This window comes from Chryseobacterium sp. UYP7 (assembly GCF_056279225.1).
The window spans coordinates 178197-198550 of sequence record NZ_JBWBQW010000008.1; the positions used below are offsets into that span (position 1 = coordinate 178197).

Consider the following 20354-nt stretch of genomic DNA (forward strand, 5'->3'; position numbering starts at 1 on the left):
AAAAGACTGCATTAATAATTTATACTTTAAGGTCGGCTTTTAATCCGATCAGGTCAGCGTACTTTTCTAAGATTGGATTGACTTCATTTTCAATAAACTCCTCGGTTTGAATAGGTGCGAAACCAATGAAGTTTTTCGGGTCGAGCACTTCCATCAATTTCGATTTATCCAGTTTTAAGGAAGTATCGTTCATAATCCTCTCCAGCAAGTCGTTTTCTTTTCCTTCTTCCTTCACCTTTTTCGAAGCCTCCATCGAATGAACGCGGATGGTTTCGTGAATTTCCTGACGGTCAACGCCGGCTTTCACTTCTTCCATAATTATATATTCGGTCGCCATAAACGGAAGTTCTTCCATTATATGTTTCTGAATTCTGTTTTCGTAAACCACGATTCCGTTCATGATATTATTCCAGATCATCAGAATAGCATCAATCGAAAGAAACGCCTGTGGAATGGTCAATCTTTTGTTGGCAGAATCATCCAAAGTTCTTTCAAACCATTGTGTAGAAGCGACCATTGCTGAACTTGTAGAAAGTGACATCACGAATTTCGCCAAAGCACCGATTCTTTCCGAACGCATTGGATTTCGTTTGTAAGCCATCGCAGAAGAACCAATTTGATTTTTCTCGAAAGGTTCTTCAATTTCTTTTAAATTCTGTAAAAGCCTTAAATCATTCGTGAATTTATGAGCAGATTGTGCAATATTAGAAAGCAATGCGACAACCTTTGCATCAATTTTTCGATCATAAGTTTGACCTGAAACCCCGAAAACTTTATCAAAACCAAAACGACTCGATAATTCTTTATCCAAATGTTTTACTTTGGAATAATCACCATCAAACAATTCTAAAAAGCTTGCAGCTGTTCCAGTCGTTCCTTTAACACCACGGAATCTTAAAGTTTCAATGAAAAATTCTAATTCTTCAAAATCTAAAACTAAAGACTGTAACCATAAAGTGGCGCGTTTTCCAACGGTTGTTAACTGTGCCGGTTGATAATGGGTAAAACCAAGAGTCGGCAAATCTTTGTATTGAAGCGCGAAATCAGCCAGATTTTTCATCACATTGACCAATTGTTTCCTGATGAGTAATAATCCATCGCGCATTTGAATCAAATCGGTATTATCTCCTACAAAAGCCGAAGTAGCTCCAAGGTGAATAATTCCTTTTGCCAAAGGAGCAGCGTCGCCATACGTGTGAACATGCGCCATCACATCATGACGGAATTTTTTCTCATATTCAGCAGCTTTGACATAATCAATATCTTCTGCGTTTTCTTTAAGTTGAGCGATTTGTTCGTCGGAAATGTCAAGTCCTAAATCTTTCTCGATTTCGGCGAGTGATATCCATAGTTTTCGCCAGTTTCGGAACTTGTTATTGGGGGAGAAATTGTAGAGCATTTCTTCACTCGAATAACGTTCTTCAAGAGGATTTTTGTAGGAATTCATTTTAAATCTTTAAGGTCACAAAAGTAATATTTTAAGAGCAGAAATAAAAGTTAATCAATCTTAAATAAATTTTATTTGTCAATATCTTATTTAAAGCTTTATTAAAAATGATAAATTTTTTGAAAAATGGTCAATTAAATGATTAAATTTAGGAATTAGACCATAAAAAAAAATGAATTTAGATTTTATAATTATTGGCGCAGGTTCGTCGGGATGTGTTTTAGCAAATCGATTGAGTAAGAATCCATTAAATTCTGTTTTATTGATAGAAGCCGGTGACAAACCCAGTTTTTTATCTAAAATTCCGGGTTGGTATAGTTTATTGAATCGCAGTAAAATGGATTGGGCTTTTTCAACTGAGCCCCAAAAATTTGTCAATAATCGAAAAATTTATATTCCGAGAGGAAAATCTTTAGGCGGTTCCAGTGCGACAAATGCGATGGCTTACGTTCGCGGAAACTCAAAAGATTATGACGATTGGCGACAAATGGGAAACGAGGGCTGGAATTACGAAGCGGTTCTTCCCTATTTTAAAAAATCTGAAAACAACCATTCCTTTAATAATGAGTTTCATGGTAAAAATGGCGAACTAAATGTTTCACTGAGAAAAGAGTACAATAAATCGACCTACCAATTTATTGAAGCCTGTAAAGAAAATGGCTTAAATTTTAATGAAGATTACAATGGCGAAAAGCAGGAAGGTTCTTCGTTTTTACAATACACGATCGATAAAAACATTCGTCAAAGCACTTATGAAGCATTTCTAAAACCCATAGCTGATCGAACAAATTCAACCATCAAAACAAAGACTTTTGTCAAGAAAATTTTAATTGAAAATGGAAAAGCGATCGGCGTAGAAATTTACACCGGAAGAAATACCTCTGGAAAAATATTTTGCAATAAGGAAGTCATTCTTTGCGCAGGTGCTATTCAATCTCCGCAACTTTTAAAAGTTTCCGGAGTTGGTCCTAAAGAGGAACTGAAAAAATTTAATATCGATTTAATTAAAGATCTACCCGCAGTTGGCGAAAATCTTAAAGACCATGTTTGGACTGGAACCAGCGATTTCAGTAAGGTAAATGGATTAAATAATATTATTAAAAAAACTGGTTTCGTCAATAACTTATTTCAGTATTTCCGAAAAAAGGAATCTTTGCTCAACCATTCTATCATTGAAACCACTTCCTTCTTTAAATCTTCAGAAGATAAACAAATTCCAGATCTGCAGTTTCATTTTTCGCCGTTGCATATGGGAAATGATTATAAAGCTGACTTATATAATCCATTTTCACTTCCGCTGACGAATGGATATACGATTTTAGCGATTTTACTTCATCCTGAAAGCGTAGGGTTTGTTGGGTTGAAATCTAATGACAGTCGAGTGTCTCCGATTATTCAACCAAATTTCTTATCAAAAGAAAATGATGTTAAGCGATTGGTAATTGGTTTGAAGAAAGCAATGGCAATTTTAGATTCTGTGAGTTTTGATGATGTCAGATTAAAGAAAATGAATTGGCCTCCTCGAAATTCATCTGATGAAGTTTTGATCGAGCACATTAAAAAAACATTAGAAACGCTTTATCATCCAGTTGGAACCTGCAGAATGGGAAATGGGGAAAATTCTGTGGTGAATGATCAATTACAAGTTCACGGCATTGAAAACCTCAGAGTTGCAGATGCTTCGATAATGCCAGATATTATTTCCGGAAACACGAATGCGGCATGTATTATGATTGGGGAAAAGGCAGCAGATCTTATATTAAAAATCTAGTTGATTTTTAATCATTCTAAAGTGATAGTAACTAATTTTATATCGAACGATAAATAAAAAATAATGGATTTTCAAAATATTTTAACTGAACAGCGCGTATTTTTCAATACCCAGAAAACGAAGAACATCAACTTCCGTAAAATGTATCTGGAGAAACTGAAAGAAGTAATTCTTAAAAACGAAGATCTATTATACGAAGCGATTTACAAAGATTTCGGCAAATCGAAATTTGACACTTTAACCACCGAGATCTCTTTTATTCTGAAAGACATTGATTATTTTCTGAGTAATCTAAAATCCCTCGCAAAACCGAAACGCGTTCGCACTAATTTGGCTAATCAATTTGGTTCGAGTAAAATTTATCCGGAACCACTTGGCTGTACTTTGGTGATTGGCGCCTGGAACTATCCTTTTCAATTATCTCTTTCACCCGTTGTTGCGGCTTTAGCAGCAGGAAATACCTGTATTGTAAAGCCAAGTGAAATGGCAGAGAACTCCATGAAAGTAATGGCGAAAATCATCAATGAAAATTTTCCGAAAGAATATTTTTTCGCTGCAGAAGGTGGTGTGGAAGAAACAACCGAAATCCTCAAATTAAAATTCGACAAAATATTTTTTACAGGAAGTCCGAAAGTTGGGAAAATTATTTACGAAGCTGCGGCAAAACATTTAACGCCGGTTACTTTGGAATTGGGTGGAAAAAGTCCCGCAATCGTAACAAGCAGCGCGGATTTTGAAGTGGCGGCGAAAAGAATTGTTTGGGGTAAATTCCTAAATGCCGGACAGACCTGCGTGGCGCCAGATTATATTCTGGTCGATGAAAAGGCCAAAGACAGTTTTTTGGATTCGTTAAAATCATATATTCAGAAATTCAAATATGAATCCGGTTCACAGCAGTTTGCCCAAATCATTAATGACCGAAACTTCGAAAGACTCGTTAAATTAATTGACAAAGAAAAGATCTTCTACGGCGGTAAAACAGATGCTGAAAGAAGATATATTGAACCCACAATCCTTCAGAATGTAACCTGGAACGATGATGTGATGCAGGAAGAAGTTTTTGGACCGATTTTACCGGTTTTAACTTTTAAAAATTTCAATGAAGCTTTGCTTCAGATCGCAGATCATGAGAAACCGCTTGCTGCTTATTTGTTTACCAACATCTCGGAAGAAAAAGAAAACTTCATCTCGAAAATCTCCTTTGGCGGCGGTTGCATTAACGATATTATGATGCATTTGAGTAACGATCATTTACCTTTTGGTGGCGTAGGAAATTCGGGAATGGGAAATTATCACGGTAAATTTGGCTTCGAGGCTTTTTCTCATCAGAAGGCCGTTGTGGATCGGGCAACATGGGGTGAACCCGACCTTAAATATCCACCGTACACCGATAAAAAATTAAAATGGATCAGTAAGATCCTATAGAAAATAAGTCTCGCCATTTCTGACGAGACTTATTTTTTTGATATTTTTAAGTTATGATTTAGGAGCCCATTCTGTGAAAAATGCTTTCACCTTTTCTAAGCTGTATCCTTTTCCATCTTCTAAAACTGCACTATCTTGAGTGTGGATCATTTTCCCATTCTGGTCTAAAACGACAAAAACAGGATAGCCGAATTTGGCGCCGGGATTGTCGTATTTCGCAAAAACCTTTTCATTTTTATTTTCCGGCGAATAATTTAAATGGTAATAAACGTAATTTTTATCGACTACTTCTTTTAGTTCCGGCGTAGTTTGTATATAATTATTAAAACGTAAACACCAGATACACCAGTTTCCACCCGCTTGGATCATGACATTCTTATTTTCTGCCTTTGCCTGTTTTACCAAGTCAGCGATTTTCGCCGCTGCATCTTCTTTATCATTGTAAGGTTTCGGAAGTTTAGCTATTTCTGCCGCAGCAGCTTTTTTCTTAGCTTCCAGAATTGCGGCACTGTCTGTTTTCGCAACAACTATTGTATCTTTCTTACTTTCAACCTGTGCCTTTTCTGTTTTCTGCGAGCATGCAAAAGTAGTAGCAAGTAAAGTAGAGAAGAGCAAAAATTTTATTGAATTATTTTTCATTGATTTTTAATTAAGTTTAGTTGTCGCAAATTAACAAAAATAGAGCCAACGCTAAAGTTTATTATCATTAAATTTGCGAACCATTTATGAAGATCATTTTTACTTTTTTACTATTTTTTTCGAAACTTCCGCTGAAGATTTTGTATCTGTTTTCAGATTTCATGTTTTTTGTGATCTATCGTGTCGTTGGCTATCGAAGGAAAGTTGTTCTGGAAAACCTCAACAATTCTTTCCCCAACAAATCAAAAGAAGAAGTAAAGATCATCGAAAAGAATTTTTATATTAATTTCTGCGATTATCTGGCAGAAACTTTTAAATCATTCACCATTTCGTCTACAGAGTTAAGGGTTCGGGTTCAGCATTTGAATCAGGATGTTTTTAAAGAGGCAAAAGAAGAGGGGAAAAATGTAATTTTATTAGCGGGTCATATCTTTAATTGGGAATGGTACAACGCTTTGGCAACCATTATTCCGCAGGAAAAAAGCTTTCCCGTTTACCGTAAAGTGCAAAGTAGTTTTTGGGAAGAAAAGATCAAACTATTGCGGAATCGCTTCGGAAATGAAGCCTTAGAAGCTAAAGAGGTAATCCGTCATATTTTCAGAAATCCTAATGATGGCAATTCGGTTTACATGTTTGTTGCCGACCAAACTCCTCATTTCTCGGAGGTGACTTACGGTTTAAATTTTCTGAATCAAAGAACTCCCGCATTTGTTGGCTATGATAAACTTTCTACCAGAATGGATCTGGCCTTTGTATTTTGCGAAATGAAAAAGGTAAAGCGTGGTTATTATCAGATCAATTACTACAGAATTTTTCCGGATGGCGAAAAATTTGAAGAGTTTGAAGTCGTAAAAAAATTCCATAATTTGCTGGAAAACACCATTAATAAAAGACCCGACAATTATCTTTGGTCTCACAGAAGGTGGAAATATAAAAATGCAATAAAAGTAATGGGTTAAAATCCCTGTCTCAAAATTATTTTTCAAATTGAAGGTAGCAATCGCAATATTAAACTGGAATGGCAAAGGTTGGTTAGAAAAATTTCTTTCCAACGTGATTACAAATTCCCCTGATACTCAAATTTATCTTATTGATAATGCATCTACCGACGATTCTGTTTCTTTTCTAAATAAAAACTTTCCTGCTGTTAAAATCATTATTAACGATAAAAATTACGGTTTTGCAGGAGGTTATAATGAAGGTTTAAAAAAAATAGACAGCGAAATTTACTGTCTTTTAAATTCAGATGTAGAAGTTACTGAAAACTGGATCGAACCTATTCTGGAAGTTTTCAAAAAAGATCCGAATATTTCTGCAGTTCAGCCGAAAATCCTTGATTATAATAAACGGAACTATTTCGAATTCGCGGGAGCTGGTGGCGGATTGATCGACAATTTAGGTTATCCTTATTGCCGTGGAAGAGTTTTTGAAAAGATTGAAGAAGATCACGGACAATACGACGATGAAAAGGAGATTTTCTGGGCTTCCGGATGTTGCTTTTTCATTAGAACCAAAGATTTTTTGGAGCAAAATGGTTTTGATGCGAGATTCTTTGCTCATCAGGAAGAAATTGATCTCTGCTGGCGTTTAAAAAATGCAGGGAAGAAAATCTACTACGTCGGAAAATCTACAGTTTATCACGTTGGTGGCGGAACCTTAAATAAAGAAAGTCCACAGAAAACTTATTTAAACATTCGGAACAATCTGTCGATGCTTCTAAAGAATTTACCCACAACTACTCTACTTTGGTTAATCCCGTTTCGACTAATTTTAGACGGTTTGGCTGCAGTACATTTAGGTTTTAAGAATGGTTTCTCTCATTTCTGGGCTGTACTTCGCGCCCATGCCAGTTGGTACGCTCATTTTTTCGGAACCTTAAAACTCCGCGGGAAAAATCAGATCAAAGATTATTATGGAACCAAATGGTTAATATTTAAGCATTTCCTATAAGTAATCATTAAAATTTTACAATACTTTCGGTATTTTTAATAAATAACGCTACATTTATATGAACCATATGAAAGTAGATGTTTATTTTATCCTTGCGATCGTTGTTACCGTTATTTTGGTAATAGGTCTGCTTATTTATTTTTTTCAACACAAATTCTTCTTTCAGCCCGAAAAGCTTTCGCCAGATTTTAAATTCGCATATGATAATTTAAAGGCTGATGAAAAAACGGTTGAGCCAGAAAAAGGTGCAAAAATTAATTATCTTCATTTTCAGGTTGATAATCCGAAAGGAGTTGTTCTTTACTTAAAAGGAAATACAAAAAGCATTAAAGGCTGGGGGAAATTTGCCATCGATTTTACGCGGCTAGATTATGAGGTCATTATGATGGATTATCGCGGATTCGGGAAAAGTACGGGCAAAAGAACGGTTGAAGCAATGAAACGCGATTCCCAATTTATTTACGATATCACAAAAGAAGAATTTTCCGAAGATAAAATTATCGTTTATGGAAGATCACTCGGTTCCGGATTCGCTGCGCGACTGGCGGCAAAAAATAATCCCCGGATGTTGATCCTGACTTCACCACTTTACTCTCTTTTAAGAACTATTCATCGTTATCTGCCATTTATGCCGGCAAAACCTTTCCTCAGATATAATATTCCGACGTTTCATTATCTGAAAAACGTTCGGTGTCCTATCAAAATTATTCATGGCTCTGATGATCATTTAGTTCCAATAAAAACCGCCATCGATCTGTCGGAAATTAATCCAAAGTTGACTAGACTTTACGTAATATTGGGAGCAGGACATATCAACATTCATCAGTTCGAAGAATACCATCATGTGATGGAAGAGATTTTCGCGGAGCCAAAAGTCTTTATGAATTCAGATAAAACAAGTCTGGGTTACTCTCACCGTAAATAAAAATGATCATCCTAAAACCAAAAAAATTATCTTTGTATTAATTAAAGAACTTAATGGAATTACTCATCATCATTTTACTCGTTCTGCTCAACGGAGTATTTGCAATGTCGGAAATGTCGCTCGTTTCCTCCCGAAAATTTAAACTGGAAAGTGCCGGAAGAAAAGGCAGCGCGGGTGCAAAAAAAGCTTTGGAACTTTCCGATAATCCAACAAAATTTTTATCTACCGTTCAGATCGGAATCACACTCATCGGTATTTTACTTGGAGTATATTCCGGAGAAACGCTTACAAATGATTTTAAGGGATTTCTGGATCAATTCGCGGCCATTCAACCCTATTCCAAAACATTTGCGACGATCGGAATTGTAATTTTCATTACTTATCTTTCAATTTTACTGGGTGAGTTACTGCCGAAAAGAATTGCAATGACTTATCCGGAGCGCATTATTACAATGCTCGCAAAACCGATGGCTATTTTATCGAAAATCACCTCACCATTTGTTCTACTTCTTACCACTTCCAATAATTTAATATTAAAATTATTAGGAATTGACAGCAAGTCCGACAGCATTGTGACTGAAGAAGAAATAAAATCGATCGTTAGAGAAAGCGCGATGGAAGGGCAGATCGATCAAATTGAACATAATATTGTAGAAAGGGTTTTTGAACTGGGCGACCGTAAGATCAACACTTTAATGACGCACCGAACTGCAATTACTTATTTTAATATTGAAGATCGTCTCGAAAATATCATAGAGAAAATTAAAAAAGAAAAACATAATGCCTATCCCGTTACGAACGGAAATAATCTAGATGACATTCTCGGTATTGTGATGCTGAAAGATATTTTTCCGATCGAAGATCCTTTAAATTTCAATCTGAAAAAACTTTTAAGACAACCTATTTACCTTAATGAAAATTATTACGCTTACAAAGTGCTGGAGATTTTCAAAAAAGATAAAAATCACAACGGGATCATCATCGACGAATATGGCAATACGCTGGGAATTGCAACCATGCACGACGTTTTAGATGCGTTGGTTGGAAACACTGCGACGAACGAAAACTTCGATTATCGAATTGTTCAGAAAAGCGAAAATTCCTGGATTGCAGATGCACAATTTCCGATCGTAGAGTTTACTAAATATTTTCATCTTGACTACGAATTTGATAACAAAGATAATTATACCACGCTCGTTGGCTTTTTTCTTGCTGAGCGTGGCGGATCTACTGAAGTTGGGCAAAAAATAAAAATTGAGGATCTGGATCTGGAGATCATTGGTAAAGACCGGCAACGTGTTGATAAAATTTTAATTTCGAGAAACACACCTACACCGCGCAAGTAAATGGGAAAGCTGCTTCAATATTTTCAGGAAAAAGTAGTATTTCTACCCGTAGTTTTGCCGACGGATCATGAATTTGATTTTGAAGAGGAGTTTGAAGAGTATTTGTGGGAAACGCCTTTCGAGGGTAAAATCAATGTCCTTCATTTCAAATTAAAAAAAGCGAAAGGAGTCATTGTTTACTTTCATGGTAACGCAGATAATCTCCACCGCTGGGGAAAAATCGCAAATGAATATACAAAATTCGGTTATGATGTTTTGGTCATGGATTATCGTGGATACGGAAAAAGTTCCGGTCCAAGAAACGAAGATTTTCTTTATTCGGATGCGCAGTTCTCCTATAATTATGCGAAAGAGATTTATGGGGAGGAAAAAATAATTTTATATGGAAGAAGTTTAGGTGGTGCTTTTGCGATAAAAGTTGCTGCAGAAAATAAGCCGAAAGCCGTTATTTTAGAATCTACATTTTTTAATCTGCAGGATATTGTCAATCGCTGGCTGCCAAAAAAAGTGACCGACAAAGTTTCGCCCACCATGACTTACCATTTCTTGTCTAACGAAAATATTTCAAAAATTAACGTTCCTTTGTATCATTTTCATGGAAGCAAAGATTTTGTTGTTCCCTTAAAATCCGGAAAAAAATTGTTTGAAGTTTTCGAAAAATCCAATCCTGACACTGAAAAAAAATTCATTGAAATTTTAGGTGGAACTCACGATAATTTGATTTCACATGAAGAATTCATTTCAGAAATAAAAAAGATCCTCTCCTAATAATAACTGTTACTTTCATTTTAAAAATATACTAAAACATTGATTGATTTTTGCGCTATTGATTTTGAAACTGCTACTCACGAAAGACATTCTGCCTGTGAGATGGGAATTTGTGTCGTTGAAAATGGAATCATTGTTAAAACAGAAACCTGGCTCATTAAGCCTCCAAGTTTCCCCTATTTTCATCCAAGAAATATCGATGTTCACGGGATTTATCCGGAAGATGTTCAGAACGCTCCTACTTTTGATGAGATTTGGCATGAAGCCGAAAGTTTGATGTACGGAAATTTAATGATCGCTCACAACGCTGGATTTGATGCCGGTGTGTTGAGAAGTTGTCTGGATTACTACGGTTTCTTCAAACCAAAAATCAATTATCTCTGCAGCATTTCTTTAGCGAAAAGATCCTGGAAAGATCTGCCTAAATATGGATTAAAGTCATTGGCAGAACAGCATAACATTCAATTTAATCATCACAGAGCTGGCGCTGATGCTGAAGTTTGTGCAAAAATATCGCTGCTTGCCTTTGAACGATTAATGTTGACGAGAAATGAAGAAGTGACTGATGTGATGAAGAAAAATCTAAAGATTTTATAAAATGGAATTTTAAAGATTAATTACTCAAGACTTGAGCCATCAAATTAAATTTCGGAATTTCGATTTCCATATCATCATTGGTGAGAAGATGTGTACAGAAATAAATGCCAGACATGGTTCCAACGCCAGACCTTAAAGCTACATTTGAAAAATATTTAAAGACCTCTCCAGGTTGAATTTCGGGAGTCAGACCAACAACTCCATCTCCGCTAACCTCCGTAAAACCGAAGCCTACATCATAAATCAGCCATTTTCTTTTTAAAAGTTTAATGGGAAATTCGCTTTGATTCTCAATACAGATGTGATAACGGAAGACAAACCGATTTTCAGAAGGAAAACTGTTTTTAACATCGTACTCAGGAATCACTGAAACCTTTATATCGAAAGTAGTGGTAGAGAACATAGTAATGTTTTGAACATCAATACAAAAATCCCGCCTTTTTAAAAGCGGGATTTAATATTTTAAAGCTTTTTGTGAAATGTTTATAGTTCCAAAGCTTTTCTTTCGTCGCCATCCATTAAGAATTCAACCGGGTTATCGATTGCCTCTTTGATTGCAACCAAAAATCCTACAGATTCCTTACCATCAATGATGCGGTGATCATAAGATACTGCCAGATACATCATCGGGCGAATTACAACCTGTCCATCAATTGCCATAGGTCTTTGGAGAATATTGTGCATTCCCAAAATTGCAGATTGTGGTGGATTTATAATTGGCGTAGACATCATGGATCCAAAAGTTCCACCGTTGGTTAAGGTAAAAGTTCCACCTGTCATCTCGTCAACCGTGATCTTACCGTCTCTAACTTTCTCTGCAAGAGATTTAATATTGGCTTCAATACCTCGGAACGACATATTTTCTGCATTTCGAAGAACGGGAACCATTAAACCTTTCGGTCCTGAAACTGCGATTGAAATATCACAAAATTCATAATTCGTTTTGAAATCTCCATCAATAGAAGCATTTACATCCGGATACATTTGAAGTGCTCTGGTCACTGCTTTTGTAAAAAAGGACATAAATCCTAATCCGATGCCGTGTTTCTGGGTAAATTCTTCTTTATATTGTTTTCTAATTCTGAAAATTTCAGACATATCAACTTCATTAAAAGTCGTCAACATAGCAGTTTCATTTTTCACAGAAACTAATCTTGCCGCGATTTTACGACGCAGCACTGAAAGTTTAGTAGTATTTGAACCTCTTGAACCGCTTGTCGTAGAACTTCCGCCCATTGCGGCAACAGAAGCAACATCTGCGTCCTGTTTCATAATTCTACCGTCTTTCCCGGATCCTGAAACTTGCGAAGCATCGATCCCTTTCTCGTCTAATATCTTTTTCGCAGCCGGAGAAGGAGTTCCCGATGCATAACTGGTAGATGCAGGTTTTTCTTCTTTTTTAGCTTCCTGAACGATGGCAGATTTTTCTACGATTTTCTCTTCCGCTTTTGGAGCTTCAGCATTTTCACCTTTGGCTTTGGCAGCACTCTCTGGTTTTGCACCATCTCTATCGATAAGGCAAACAACCTGACCAACCTGAACTACTTCACCTTCTTCTGCTTTCAAAGAGATAATACCACTTTCTTCCGCAGGAAGTTCCAGGGTTGCTTTGTCGGAATCAACTTCGGCAATCGGCTGATCTTTTTCTACGTAATCGCCGTCTTTTACCAACCAGGATGCTATTTCAACTTCTGTGATGGATTCTCCCGGCGACGGGACTTTCATTTCTAATATTGACATCGTGAATATTTTTGTTTATTATTTTATTTCTTTTAAATACTGCTCCGGAATAAATGCTTTCAAAACTGGGATCTGCTTTTTATCTAAAATCTGAAATTGCCAGTTTTTTAAATTTGAAGAACTTGCTACTGCTAATTTTAATGCGTCGATCAAGAAAATCCCCGTGGTCTCATCATATTTTACATTTTCGTTCCCAAAAGACCGCCTTAAAGCAGACAATATGTTGTTTGAGTCTAATCCTGCTTCGTTAAATTTCATTTCGAGCTTTTGCTGAAAATCTATCTTCACAAATTTCTTTTCGTTTTGATCAATAACATTCTCACTAACAACAATGTTTAACGGCATCATCAAATTGATCGTTAACTGGGGATCGTTGAACATTTTATTCATCATATCGACCAGTTCTTCTTTCGGAAATAATTTCAGATAATCTTCATTACCATATAAATCTAAAGCCTCATTAAATTTTTTTTCAACTATTAAGCGATTATAATCCCGAAACTGATCTTCGATCTCGGCTTTCATGTTCTGCGCAAAAAACGGAACACAAAAAATAACACTTAAAAGCAGAAAGAACTTTTTCATTAAAACTAAGCTGTTACCGGTCTTTTTGCAGGCTCGTCGTCTCTGTCAAAAACTCTGTTAATAACACTGTTCTGATTTCTCTCGAACATTTTATGACTTCCCGGCGCTGGTGATCCACTCGCAACCGGCGAAATAACCTGAATTCCTGTATCACGGAACGTTCTTAAAATATAATTCCAAGCTCCCATATTTTCCGGTTCTTCTTGTACCCAAAGAAGGTGCTTTCTATTTTTATATTTTGCGAATATCTCCTGAATCTTATCTTCCTGAATTGGATACATTTGCTCCAATCTCACCAAAGCGATATTCTCACAGTTTAAATCTTCTTTTTTAGCTAACAATTCGTAGTAGATCTTGCCGGAACATAAAACCAATTTTTCAATTTTATCCTCTTTTGCTGCAGCATCATCAATGATCGGTTGAAACGCTCCGTTTGCAAAATCTTCTAACGGAGAAACTACTTTCGGGTGACGAAGCAAAGATTTCGGTGTCATAACGATCAATGGTTTTCTGAAATTCCATTTCAACTGTCTTCTCAACAAGTGGAAATAATTTGCCGGAGTTGTTGCATTGGCAACCGTCATATTTTCGTTTGCACAAAGACCTAAAAATCTTTCTAGTCTTGCGGAAGAATGCTCTGCACCCTGTCCTTCAAAACCATGCGGAAGAAGCATGACCAAACCATTCTGGATCTTCCATTTTTCTTCTGCAGCGACCAAATACTGATCGACAATAATTTGAGCTCCATTTACAAAATCACCAAACTGAGCTTCCCAAACCGTTAAAGTATTTGGCGAGGACATGGCGTAACCGTAGTCGAAACCAAGCACTCCATACTCGGAAAGGTGGGAATTATAAATATCAAAACGATTATCTGAAATATGTCTTAAAGGAATATATTCTTCCTCTGCATCTTCTGTTTTAACAACGGCGTGGCGGTGAGAAAAAGTTCCCCGCTCCACATCTTCACCAGAAATTCTTATGTTATTTCCCTCCGTCAATAAAGTTGCATAAGCCAACCATTCGCCAAGTGCCCAATCCAAAGAGTTCGAATCGATCATTTTCAAACGGTTATCGAACAACCTCGTGATCTTGGAAATAAATTTTTTATCTGCCGGCAAAGTTGTCATTTTGATGGCGAGTTTTTTCAGCTCTTCCAAATCATATCCTGTATTGACCGGTTTCTGCATTGCATCTTTCGGACTTAGTGGATAATTGACCCAGTCATCACACATAAAAACATCCATTGTGTTTTTTACGATTTCCTTTGAAGCGTCGTAATTGTCATCTAAAAGGGCTTTGAATTTAGATTCCATTTCCTTTAAAACTTCCTCAGAAACAGTTCCTTCTTTAATTAACTGCTCTTTGTAAATTTCTCTCGGATTCGGATGTTTTGAAATCAACTTGTACAAATGCGGCTGAGTAAATCTTGGCTCATCACCTTCATTATGTCCATATTTCCGATAACCCAGTAAATCGATGTAAACATCTTTGCCAAATTGCGCGCGGAAATCTGCAGCAAATCTAATCGCATGAACAACAGCTTCAACATCATCTGCATTCACGTGCATTACTGGAGATTCAGTCACTTTCGCAATATCTGTACAATATACAGAAGAACGAGCATCTAAATAATTGGTGGTAAAGGAAACCTGATTGTTCACAACAATGTGAATGGTTCCCCCTGTTTTATAGCCTTCCAAAGTCATCATTTGCGCGATCTCGTACACAATTCCCTGTCCGGCAAGTGCGCCGTCGCCATGAATAACAATGGGTAAAACTTTTTTGTAATCTTTGTATTTATTATCAACCTTTGCGCGACAAATTCCTTCTACCAACGCCGCAACAGTTTCCAGATGCGATGGATTCGGAGTTAGATTGATGGAAACTTCTTCGCCTGATTCTGTCTTTATTTTTTTTGAAGATCCTAAATGGTATTTCACATCACCGGAAAACACATCTTCTTCAAATTCTTTTCCTTCGAATTCTGAAAATATTTGTTTGTAGGATTTTCCGAAAATATTAGTCAAAACACTCAATCTTCCACGGTGAGCCATCCCTAAAACAACCTCATCAACACCCAATTGAGAAGAACGCGTGATCAGCTGATCTAAGGCTGGAATTAAAGACTCGCCACCTTCGAGTGAAAATCTTTTCTGCCCAACAAATTTAGTATGCAGGTAATTTTCGAAAGCAACAGCCTGATTCAATTTTTCTAAAATCTCCGTTTTTTCGGGTGCAGAAAGTTGCGCGTGATTTTCGTTGACCGTGATCCATTCTCTTATGAACTTCTTTTCGTCAACGTTGTTAATGTGCATATACTCCACGCCAATGGATTCACAATAAATCTTTTCGAGGTGATTGATAATTTCCTGCAAAGTCGCCACGGCAGGCATTCCTGTTTCGGTGGCAGAATTGAATTTGGTATTTAAGTCAGCATTGGAAAGTCCAAAATTTTCAATATCTAAAGTGGGTTCGTAGTGCCGTCTTTCTCTAACAGGATTGGTATTGGTGAACAAGTGACCTCTTTGTCGGTACGCTTCAATTAAGTTTAAAACCTTAAATTCCTTTTTAATTTCTTCTGGAATTTGATCTTTAGAAATAATCTGATTGCTAACAGGAGCCGCATTTTGCACGGAAGAAGTCGAAGAATTGTTCGGAATATCGTCGTTATAATTCTCTAGGGCAAAATCAAATCCCTGGAAAAATGCTTTCCAGGAAGGCTCAAGTGAATCGGGAAATTTTAAATATTGCTGGTATAAGTCTTCTATTAACTGCGAATGTGCAGCATTCAGGAATGAAAATTTGTCCATTTTTTACAGATTAACTCTTTATTTTATTTAAAAGACAAATTTAGCAAAAATAAGTGAGGTACTAAGAGGAAAAAGCCTTAAAAAAAGTTAAATTAATTATCTGAAAACGGGCAGTGACAATTTAATTACGGTATTATTTTCTTCTCTTGGCTCCTCTAAAAAAGTTTGCTGCAGATCACCAGTTCGCAACGTATCTTTTTTCGCCTGTAAAAGAAGCTCCTGAATAGATTTTATCCTACCGGGATAAGGACCGCGGTAATACATGACATAAATTTTGGATGCGTTAATGGTTCGAAAACTAAAATTATTATCGGACACACCCATTTTTTTGGAAAGCGGAATGCCATAGTAGTAAGAAACTTCTTTATCCTTAAAATTATCTGCATCGGTGATCAGGATGGGTTGACCGTATTCGTCGTTTTTTTTACCCAGATCCATCTTCACGTAATTCAGAACTTTGTTATGGTTCATGATGATATTTTTGAACAAAGCATTTTTATCATTCTTGGAATTTACATTAACACCCAAAAGTAATTGACTATCTTGCTGTTCAACCATCAAACTGTCGAATTTTATACTCTCACGCTGTTTTTCCTGATCCACTTTATTTCCCAGATTGCTAAACAGGTTTTTCATGCTTTTATCGATCTGATCAGCAATATAATCTTCGGAAAGTAAATTGAGAGACCTTTTTAAAAAAGGCTGTTTAGGAGTTCTGATAAACCACGTAATTCTGGTTTTGCCATTTTCGCCTTTAAATTTGACTTCAATACCATAAGGATTACTCTTTTTACCTTCAAAAAGTTGATATCTTAAAGTTTTATTTGGATTTGCATACCGAATAAACAGATCCCCGAAAACTTCGTCGTTTTTTTTATCGTGGTAAGACATCGAACTGCCCTGTCCTTCGTATGGTGTAAAATAGTCGAAGGTCAATTTATCATTATCAGAAAAGAAAGCGTTCCAACTGCTGAAATTCTGCAGATTGCTAAATTGCGGAAAAACCTTCTCCACAGGATAATTAATTTCCTTCTCGATAGTAAAGTTTTTACTTTCCGATACAAACGACATAGAAACGGCATAGATTGCCAATAAAAAAAGGACAATTACAGTCCCGTACTTTAACCAACGCATGCGGCAAAAATACAAAATCTAAGGCATAAAAAAACACGGCGATAAAAATATTGCCGTGTTTTGTACTTAATTAAAATTTTAAGGAATAATCGTGCCTGGCTGAATTGTCGCGTTCTTTTTCACGACTACAATTCCATCTTTGATCGAATGATTATCGTAGTCACCATCCGGCAAGTGTTTCCCGCCAATGATGCGGACATTATTTCCGATTCTACAGTTTTTATCCAGAATTGCGTTCTCAATGTAGCAGTATTTTCCTACTCCAAGATTCGGAATTCCATGCTGATCATTGGAGATAATTTCTTTGGTATCCTGATAAGAATCTGCACCCATCATGTAAGTACACATTAAAGTACTTCCTTTATCAACTCTGCTGCGATTTCCTACGATCGAATTTTCGATCTTATCTGCCATAACGATGCAACCGTCGCCAAAGATCGCTTTACTCACATATGAACCTAGAATTTTGGAAGGTGGAAGCATTCTCGCTCTCGTATAAATCGGTGCATTGCTAAAAAGATTAAATTTTGGGAAATCCCTCGTCAGATCAATATTGGCATCGAAGAAAGAATCTATGGTTCCAATATCTGTCCAGTAACCATCGTATTGGAAGCTGAGTGTTTTATAGGTTCCAATTCCATTCGGAATCAGTTCCCCACCAAAATCGTCACCAGGATCTTCGGAGAACATTTTTTTCAAAACTTCTTTACCGAAAACATATATTCCCATCGAAGCCAGATATTCTTTGCCTTCCGATCTGCTTTTCTCGGAAACCTCGGATTTCCAATCGTTAAGAATATCAGAATTTGGCTTTTCAATGAAAGAAGTTATATTTCCATCATCATCGGATTTTAAAATACCAAAACCGGGAGCATCCTTCGCTTTTACAGGAATTGTGGCAATCGTAATATCGCCTTCATTCTTGCAGTGGAAATCGATCAATTCCCGAAAATCCATTTGGTAAAGCTGATCTCCGGACAGGATCAAAATATAATCGTAATCATACTTATCTAAATGCTTCATAGATTGACGCACTGCATCGGCAGTTCCCTGATACCACTGATCGTTTTCTACATTTTGTTCTGCGGCTAAAATATCTACAAAACCACGGCTGAATATGTCGAAGTGGTAAGAGTTTTTAATATGCGAATTTAAAGAAGCCGAATTAAACTGGGTTAAAACCAGGATTTTATTGTACCCCGAATTTAAACAGTTAGAAATAGGAATATCAACCAGCCTGTATTTTCCTGCAATTGGAACTGCGGGCTTAGAGCGGGAATAAGTTAAAGGAAATAGTCGAGTGCCTCTCCCACCGCCGAGTACAATTGAGATGACGTTAGCTTTCATAGAAATGTGTTTATTTTTTGTTAGATTTTTTGATCTCTAACAATATTACCATTTTTTAAGCACTAATCAAAATATAATTTGGGGATTATCGCGGGTTTTTAAAGATCTGATGATGATTTTTGAAAGGTTTGTTGAATTAAAAAGCAGTATTTGATAAATTCATCCAATCAGCCTAAATAATAATTGGTAATCTTAAGTTCCAACTGAAATTTACAGCCGTAATTCTTTAATCTGAGATCTTAGATTTGATAAATTAAGAATTTTAAATTATCATCATAAAAAAGTCCCCCAATAAATTGAGAGACTTTGTCTCGTCCTTAGACGAGAGGACTCAAACCCGTCTCATCTAAGAACGAGATGACAGGTCGCCATTCTCTCTAATTAATTTTTCTATGGATTTACGGTTAAGTTTCTTCAAGCGTCGTTCTTCTTTTAAGGCTTCTGACTTATCGATAAATTCTCGCACATAAACAATCACCCAGTCTCGAGTAGCGGATGTAAATTTATGCTCTGAATTTAAATGGTATTCCAATCTCTTTGCTACATCTGTAGAAAATCCCTTGTAGTAAACATCCAGCGATGCAGAGTAAAGAATATAAACGTAATACTTCATCATAAAAAAGTCTCCCAATAAATTGAGAGACTATGTCTTGTCTGAAGAATGAAAGGACTCAAACCCGTCTCGTCTAAGGACGAGATGACAGGTCAGCATTCTCTCTAATTAATTTTTCTATGGACTTACGGTTAAGTTTCTTCAATCGTCGTTCTTCTTTTAAAGCTTCTGACTTATCGATAAATTCTCGCACATAAACAATCACCCAGTCTCGAGTAGCGGATGTAAATTTATGCTGTGAATTTAAATGGTATTCCAATCTCTTTGCTACATCTGTGGAAAATCCCTTGTAGTAAACATCCAGCGATGCAGAGTAAAGAATATAAACGTAATATTTCATACTAAAAAAGTCTCCCAATAAATTGAGAGACTTTGCGATCCGGACGGGATTTGTACTTTTTCAGAAAAAAACCTATCCATACGCTTTATGCTGTTCTTTTGTTTACTAGGTCACCGAATAGGTCACTTTTACAAACATAATAAAGAGCTTCGTTTTTACTGGTGCAAATATAGGTCATTTTTAATTCTTTCCAAATATTCATTTCACTTTTTTAATACACAAGACTCAATTAGCAGATAATCAAGTCTATTTATTTTGATCCATTCCCCTTTAAACAATGATATGATTTTGACATCCTGTACTAATTAAATTGTAATTCAATTCGTATTTCGTATATGAAGTCCAACGTAAATACAGCTCGATAATTTTTGGTTTGGAGATTGTATTTTTGGTATTTTGTTGAAGAAATAATATAAAACAGCTATCTTCCATCAAATTAAGTAATGACTAATACACGTTATTTCCGATCTTTCAGCCTGTCAAATTCTCTTAAAGCCCATCTTGATATTTCTCTATTTTTGTTCTATAGATTTAGCAAACAATATTAAAACAGTTCGTGAGAAGCAAAGGCTTATGCAAAAGGAAGTGGCTTTGCACATTGGTGTAGATAAATCTACTTATTCCAAAATTGAAAAGGGTTTAAGGGAAGTTACCGTATCAGAACTTAATAAAATGGCTTATCTTTTTAATCTTACAACCGATCAAATCATCAATTACAACGAAAATTTCAGCCCAAAAGAGATTGTAATTGAAGATAAATCTACTTTGGAACAGATGGAACTCATCCAGCAATTAGATGAAGATGATAAAAGCACCGTCTTTAAAATCATTGATAAAATGCTTACAACCAAAAAATTTAAAGACTTCTTGCAGAAAAATGTAGCAGCACTATAATGTCTTTTTATTTAAACCTA

19 protein-coding genes are annotated in these 20354 nt (G+C 36.2%); 9 read left to right on the plus strand and 10 right to left on the minus strand.

The genetic code is table 11. The features are described from left to right. Window positions 1-19 precede the first annotated feature (19 nt). Window positions 20-1447: an adenylosuccinate lyase gene (gene purB / locus ACZ9HT_RS15290; RefSeq protein WP_476041363.1), complete on the minus strand. Its 1428-nt coding sequence runs from the start codon at window positions 1445-1447 to the stop codon at window positions 20-22. 172 nt (window positions 1448-1619) lie between these two features. Between purB and ACZ9HT_RS15295 the strand changes: the two genes are divergently transcribed. Together ACZ9HT_RS15295 and ACZ9HT_RS15300 are read left to right on the plus strand one after the other, a co-directional pair. Next, on the plus strand, window positions 1620-3218 hold the full coding sequence (locus tag ACZ9HT_RS15295) for a GMC family oxidoreductase (protein WP_476041364.1): 1599 nt from the start codon (window positions 1620-1622) through the stop codon (window positions 3216-3218). A 63-nt stretch (window positions 3219-3281) separates the two neighbouring features. Further along, window positions 3282-4643, plus strand: coding sequence for an aldehyde dehydrogenase (locus ACZ9HT_RS15300; protein WP_476041365.1), 1362 nt, complete (start codon window positions 3282-3284; stop codon window positions 4641-4643). 51 nt (window positions 4644-4694) lie between these two features. Here the strand turns inward: ACZ9HT_RS15300 and ACZ9HT_RS15305 are convergent, their stop codons facing one another. Next, window positions 4695-5282 carry a thioredoxin family protein gene (locus ACZ9HT_RS15305; RefSeq protein ID WP_476041366.1) on the minus strand — a complete coding sequence of 196 codons (588 nt, stop codon included), beginning with the start codon at window positions 5280-5282 and terminating at the stop codon, window positions 4695-4697. Window positions 5283-5368: 86 nt separating this feature from the next. Between ACZ9HT_RS15305 and ACZ9HT_RS15310 the strand changes: the two genes are divergently transcribed. Genes ACZ9HT_RS15310 through ACZ9HT_RS15335 form a run of 6 tightly spaced genes read left to right on the plus strand, consistent with a single transcriptional unit; the run spans window position 5369 to window position 10868 of the window. Continuing rightward, window positions 5369-6241, plus strand: a complete 873-nt coding sequence (locus ACZ9HT_RS15310; protein ID WP_476041367.1) for a lysophospholipid acyltransferase family protein — start codon at window positions 5369-5371, stop codon at window positions 6239-6241. Between the two features lie 28 nt (window positions 6242-6269). Beyond that, complete coding sequence (locus ACZ9HT_RS15315; protein WP_476041368.1) at window positions 6270-7232, plus strand: glycosyltransferase family 2 protein; 963 nt, start codon at window positions 6270-6272, stop codon at window positions 7230-7232. 58 nt (window positions 7233-7290) lie between these two features. Beyond that, entirely contained in the window at window positions 7291-8157 is an 867-nt protein-coding gene (locus tag ACZ9HT_RS15320; protein WP_476041369.1) for an alpha/beta hydrolase, read from the plus strand. A 53-nt stretch (window positions 8158-8210) separates the two neighbouring features. Then, a complete protein-coding gene (locus ACZ9HT_RS15325) occupies window positions 8211-9503 on the plus strand; it encodes a hemolysin family protein (RefSeq protein WP_476041370.1) in 1293 nt (430 codons plus the stop codon). Continuing rightward, window positions 9504-10271 carry an alpha/beta hydrolase gene (locus ACZ9HT_RS15330; RefSeq protein WP_476041371.1) on the plus strand — a complete coding sequence of 256 codons (768 nt, stop codon included), beginning with the start codon at window positions 9504-9506 and terminating at the stop codon, window positions 10269-10271. Between the two features lie 39 nt (window positions 10272-10310). Then, on the plus strand, window positions 10311-10868 hold the full coding sequence (locus tag ACZ9HT_RS15335; protein WP_476041372.1) for a 3'-5' exonuclease: 558 nt from the start codon (window positions 10311-10313) through the stop codon (window positions 10866-10868). Window positions 10869-10884: 16 nt separating this feature from the next. On the opposite strand, the gene apaG is transcribed toward ACZ9HT_RS15335, so the two are convergent. From apaG to ACZ9HT_RS15375, 8 genes are all read right to left on the minus strand, one after another. Continuing rightward, window positions 10885-11271 carry a Co2+/Mg2+ efflux protein ApaG gene (gene apaG, locus ACZ9HT_RS15340; RefSeq protein ID WP_476041373.1) on the minus strand — a complete coding sequence of 129 codons (387 nt, stop codon included), beginning with the start codon at window positions 11269-11271 and terminating at the stop codon, window positions 10885-10887. A gap of 80 nt (window positions 11272-11351) precedes the next feature. Further along, window positions 11352-12608, minus strand: coding sequence for a 2-oxoglutarate dehydrogenase complex dihydrolipoyllysine-residue succinyltransferase (gene odhB, locus ACZ9HT_RS15345; RefSeq protein ID WP_476041374.1), 1257 nt, complete (start codon window positions 12606-12608; stop codon window positions 11352-11354). Window positions 12609-12626: 18 nt separating this feature from the next. After that, entirely contained in the window at window positions 12627-13193 is a 567-nt protein-coding gene (locus tag ACZ9HT_RS15350) for a hypothetical protein (protein ID WP_476041375.1), read from the minus strand. 5 nt (window positions 13194-13198) lie between these two features. Then, on the minus strand, window positions 13199-16006 hold the full coding sequence (locus ACZ9HT_RS15355; protein ID WP_476041376.1) for a 2-oxoglutarate dehydrogenase E1 component: 2808 nt from the start codon (window positions 16004-16006) through the stop codon (window positions 13199-13201). A gap of 96 nt (window positions 16007-16102) precedes the next feature. Further along, the gene (locus tag ACZ9HT_RS15360) at window positions 16103-17140 is read right to left on the minus strand and encodes an SRPBCC family protein (protein ID WP_476041377.1); all 1038 of its coding nucleotides are present in this window, start codon (window positions 17138-17140) and stop codon (window positions 16103-16105) included. A gap of 78 nt (window positions 17141-17218) precedes the next feature. Beyond that, a complete protein-coding gene (locus ACZ9HT_RS15365; RefSeq protein ID WP_476041378.1) occupies window positions 17219-18487 on the minus strand; it encodes a glucose-1-phosphate adenylyltransferase in 1269 nt (422 codons plus the stop codon). A gap of 346 nt (window positions 18488-18833) precedes the next feature. Continuing rightward, window positions 18834-19103 (minus strand): GIY-YIG nuclease family protein, encoded by a 270-nt coding sequence (locus ACZ9HT_RS15370; protein ID WP_476041379.1) that lies wholly within the window; start codon window positions 19101-19103, stop codon window positions 18834-18836. A 70-nt stretch (window positions 19104-19173) separates the two neighbouring features. Then, window positions 19174-19440: a GIY-YIG nuclease family protein gene (locus tag ACZ9HT_RS15375; protein WP_476041380.1), complete on the minus strand. Its 267-nt coding sequence runs from the start codon at window positions 19438-19440 to the stop codon at window positions 19174-19176. A gap of 501 nt (window positions 19441-19941) precedes the next feature. Here ACZ9HT_RS15375 and ACZ9HT_RS15380 point away from each other — a divergent pair. Continuing rightward, complete coding sequence (locus tag ACZ9HT_RS15380; protein ID WP_476041381.1) at window positions 19942-20334, plus strand: helix-turn-helix domain-containing protein; 393 nt, start codon at window positions 19942-19944, stop codon at window positions 20332-20334. Window positions 20335-20354: the final 20 nt, after the last annotated feature.